The sequence below is a fragment of the Mycobacteriales bacterium genome, assembly GCA_036497565.1.
Lineage (GTDB): Bacteria > Actinomycetota > Actinomycetes > Mycobacteriales > QHCD01 > DASXJE01.
In genome coordinates, this window is sequence record DASXJE010000316.1 from 1 (window position 1) to 4,750 (window position 4,750).

Sequence of the window (4,750 nt, forward strand, 5' to 3'; positions counted from 1 at the left end):
CGGGTCTCCGCCCGCCGGCTGACCGAGCTCACCTCGACGTGTCCGGTGTCGGTGACCGTCAGGTCCGGGCGGGTCGCGGGCGGTGCGGCGGCATCGGCCGGCGGGAGGGTGCCGAGCGCACCGACGTCGAGGCCCTGCAGCAGCGACGCGAAGTCGCCGCCGTCCGCGCAGGTGAACGACCAGTGCGTGAGCACGGTGAAATCGACGATGCTGGTGTCCGGGTCAAAGATCACCGGCCCGATGCCGAGCCCGAAGAACTGGCTGGTGCCGGTCACCGTCGGTGCGGGCGGGTCACTTGCCACCCCCACGGCGGCGGTGACGTCGGGTGACACCGACCAGGCGTCATCGACCGCCGCCGGCCGCGGCGACGGCGGTGGCGGCGCCACCGGCTGCGGCAACGGCGCCTGACCGGCCGGGCTGTAAACGGTCACGCTGGTGAAGAAGTCCGAGATCGCGTCGGCGCTGGTGAGCAGGTCCAGCTGGCCTTCCAGGCTCACCAGGCATGCGGTGTAGCGGATTCCGGGCTGCGGGATTCGATTGGCCAGCACCACCGCGACCCATCCGTCGTCGTCGCCCATCGCCAGCTCGGTATCGGCGATGTCGACCTCGCGGACGTGGCACAACAGCGACAAGTCCGCCGGCCGCGGGAACACCTGCCCGACGACCCGCTCGCTGACCCGCAGCACCGTGCACGTGTCGGCGTCGCGGTCCTGCGGATCCGGCATCCCCGCGCCGGCCGGCTGACCGGTGAGAAGTTGCCCCTCCCCATCGGCGATGACGACCAGCGCCAGCCAGGGCGCGTCCGGTTGTGCGGCGCCGCTGCGCCGCTCCCACGGCAGGGTCCGTCGACGGAGCACGATCTGCGGCAACCGGGTGGAGAAGTCACCGACCGCGTCGTTCGGCGGGAACGTCGAGAGCACCTGGTCCGGTGGCAGCGCGAACCGGGGACCGGTGATCAGCAGATGCCGTTGCAGATCGGGGATCGCCGCGCCCGGCGCCGATACGGCCTGCGACGCGCGCAACGTGTAGCTGCCGTCGGGCAGCGACGGGCGCACCGCGTCGTGCAGTACGAACGTGCCCGGCTCGACCACGTCAGCCCTCCTTCATCGGCGCGGACCAGGTGACGGTGCCCGCCCCGACCGGCGACCGCAGCAGCGGCGCCGCCAGCGCCTCGCCGCCGGCATCGGCCAGGCGCTGCGCCACCGTCGCCGCTCCGTGGCCACCACCCTCGGGTGCACCGAGAACTCCGAGCAATCGCCAGTCCAGATCGCTGCCGACACTCACGTCGACCGACGTCGCGCCCGGATCCGGGTTCAGCGGGTAGACCAGGTGGGACCGCCCGCCGCAGACGACCAGGGTCGGGGCGAGTGCGGCGCCGTCCGCCCCGACGGCCCGCCGCGCGCCGGTGACCCCCAGCACCAGACCGGTGAGGTCCGCGCCCGGCTCCGGCTGCAGTGCCACGACCACCGTGGCGGTGTCGCCCGGCAACCGGGTGGTGACGACCCCGCGGCCGCGTACGGCGGCCGCGCCGGGCACGTGTCCGACCGCCACCTGCCGCGAGCCGCGCCGCGGCGGCGCGGCGCCGCTGACGACGGCGTCGGAGGCGAGTGTGACGCCCGAGCCGACGTGCGGGAGCCGGGCATCGCCGTACCAGCCGGCGAGCCCGGCGGGCCGGCTCCCGTCGCCGCCCACGCACCACAACGCGACCCGCCCAGTGTGTTGCGGGATGGGCACCGAACCGGCGGCGACGGTCGAGTCGGCGAGCACCTCCCCGGCGCGGGAAAGCGCGACCACCCGGACGGCGGCCGTGCCGACGACGGTCAGGCTCGGTCGGGCGGCGCCTGCGTCGAGGTCACGGTGCGCGTTGGGAAGCTCGACGACGACCAGCTGGCCCGGGTTCAGCGCCAGGCCGGCGCCTGCCAGCGACGTTCCCGCGGTGTCGAGGCGCGATCGCTGGTCGGGGGCGACGCCCGGCGCGCGCAGCAGTTCGGCCGGGACGCCGGCCCGCAGCGTCACCGGACCGCCGTCGGCCGGGCGCAGCCCGGTCGCGGTCGGCGCGACCGGCGGCTGCTGACGGTGCAACGCCTGGGCGATTGCGGGATCGGCGCCGGCCAGGACGGTGGCCAGTTGCGGCGCCGGAATCCGCGGCGCGCCGTCGCCGGGCACCACACCCGGCGCGGCGGCGGGTACGGCGGCCGAGGCCGCCGCCGCGACGACCGGCGTTGCTGCCGGCGCCGGGGCGAGGCTCGACCGGTCGACCGGGCGTTGCGCCGGCGCCGGGTCGCCGGCGAGCACCGCCGTCACGATCGGCGGGTAGACCGTGAGGTCGATCGGGGCCGGCGCGGCCGGCGGCTGGACGGCCTGCAGCGGCGGCGCCGCGGTGACCGGTGCCACGATGCCTTCGGTGAGCAGACCGATGCTCGGCGGCGCGACCCGGTCGCGGGTGAACGTCGCCGCACCGAGCGGGGACAGGCCCGGCGCGAGCGCACCGGTCCGCAGATAGTCGATGGCGGCAGCGATCGCGGCCGGCGGATCGACCGGCCTGTCGACGGCGAACGTCTTCGCCACGCCGGCGTCGGCCTCCCGCTGACTGCGGTCGGCCTGCTCGGCCGCAAAAGGCAACGGCCGCCGGGCCTGCGCGTCCACCTCGACCCGGTGGAAGCCGAGCACGATCGCCTCGGTCGGTGCGGTCGCGGCGGCGATCAGCACCGCACCGGTGCCGGCGCGGACGGTGTCCCCGGTCGGCAGCTGGCCCTGCGGCGGATTCGCGGTCCACACGCCCTTCGGCAAGGGCGCCGTCGTGAGGGTCACGTGCAACCCGGGAACCCCGGACGTGCCGTCGCCGACGGTGATCTGCTGCGCACCGGCCGGACCGTCCACCTCGATGGACAGATCCGAGAGCAGGTTCGCAATCCCCATCGAGGCGATGCCGACCGTCTGCGACACGAAGAACGGTGTCGCACCGGCCGAGGTGAGCAGGCGGGTCGACGCCGCCGTCGTCGCGACGCCGAGCGACCACTCCGGCGCGAACCGCCACGGATGGTCCTGGCTGCCGTCGTCGGACGCCGTCCCACTGGCTTGCGGGCTTCCGATGAGCTGACCGCTCTGCGGCATCGCGGACAGCACCGGCGCGCCACCGGCGGTGAGGTACTTCGCGCTGAACCCGGCCCAGTCCAGCGGCCCCGTGCTGCGGTCGCTGCTGTCGCCGAACGCGATGGTCACCGATGTGACGTCGAGGTCGATGGTTGCCGAGCCGTGGAAGTTCGGTCCCACCACGTGCACCGTCGCGCCGAGGTGGAACGACGTGCTCACCCGCAGGTGCCCGAACCAGCCGAAGTCGATGTCGACGGTGATGCCGGCCTCGATGGCCGCGTAGCCGTCGGCGACGAAGTGGAACGGGTCGAAGTAGATGATCGCGTCGACCCCGAGGGTCAGCGACGCCCAGATGAGTCCGAGGCTCAGCGACGCGGTGAACCGCGTCCCCGCCATGATCGCCTCACTGGTCAGCGCGAAGTAGGACTGGCCGGAGATGGTGAGCACGTCGCTGATGGCCCACACGAATCCGACCCGCGGCACCACCGGGTAGCCGTCGCGGTGGAACGCCGGGTGGTAGCCGCCGATCGACAGGACGAACTCGCCGGCGTGCGGGTTGGCGCCGAAGAACGAGACGAACGCGAAGCCGCCGGTGAGCCGGCAGGACGGCGAGAGCAGCCAGGAGTTGTCGGTCAGCTGCGCGAGGACACTGACCACACCCTCCTTCAACGCGAAACGCGCCTGCAGCGCCAGCTCCAGCTGCGCAATCGGGGCCTCGGGCGCGGGCAGCGCGAGACGGGCCAGGCCGAGCAGCGCGATCTGCAGATCGTCACCGATCGACACCGCGACCACGGCGACGACCTCGACGAGCGAGAACGACGTGAAGCTGATTCCGGCGGCCAGCCAGAACGAGCCGCGCTCCGGCGGGAACGCCGCCGCGAGGCTGTCGAGCGCCCCGTCCGGGTTGCGGGCCAGGGCGCTGTTGGGATCGAGCGCGGCGACCAGCGGGTAATTGGGGAAGTCGTTCAGCGTCGCGGGCAAAACCAGTCGCCGGTTGACGCCCGCGCCGCCGCCGAGGCCCGTGATGAAGAACGCCGGCGGTCCGCCGATCGGGGCGCTGACCGCGGCGACGACGAACAGCGCGGTGAACTGGTCGCCGCCGGGCACGGCGTATTTGCCGTAACCGCCGAACGCAGTCAGCCCGTACGGCCCGACCTTCGCGACCAGGATTCCCACATAGTCCGGCGGGTTGGCGCGCTTGCGCAGCGCACCGGCGAGGCTGACGCTGCTCTCCGTCGCACCGACCGCGAGTCCGCCGAGGTCAATGCTCCACGCCGCGGGGTCGGTCAGCGGCGGCCCGCCGCCGCTAGCCGTCGGCCAGTGCGCGCCGATCGACAGGTCGTCGACCGTCAACGCGAGCCCGGCCAGCGACACGCCGCCGTCCAGCAGCACCCGCACGCCCGTGACCTGGTGGCCGTCCTGGTCGACGCCGAAGCCGATCTGCTCAATCGACAGCGGGCCGAAGTGCCGCTGCACCTGCACCCACCACGGCCCGTCGCCCGGGCCGGCCCGCAGTGACCACTCCAGCCGGCCGCCGACGGCGTACTGCAGCGCCAGCGCCGGGCTGAACGCCGGACGCAACGCGGTCGCATCGCCACCGCTGCCCGTCTGTGCGGCGTTGCCGAGCAGGCCCTGCGCCACCGCGTTGTCGCCGCCC

Annotated in this window: 2 protein-coding genes; both read right to left on the reverse strand. The window is 74.0% G+C overall.

Annotation, left to right across the window (positions count from 1 at the left end; translation table 11 throughout):
• A partial coding sequence (locus tag VGH85_24250) for a hypothetical protein (GenBank protein ID HEY2176933.1) occupies nucleotides 1-1,091 on the reverse strand: 1,091 nt, incomplete at its 3' end.
• A gap of 1 nt (nucleotide 1,092) precedes the next feature.
• Nucleotides 1,093-4,750: DUF6603 domain-containing protein (locus VGH85_24255; GenBank protein HEY2176934.1), on the reverse strand; the 3,658-nt coding region annotated here is incomplete at its 5' end.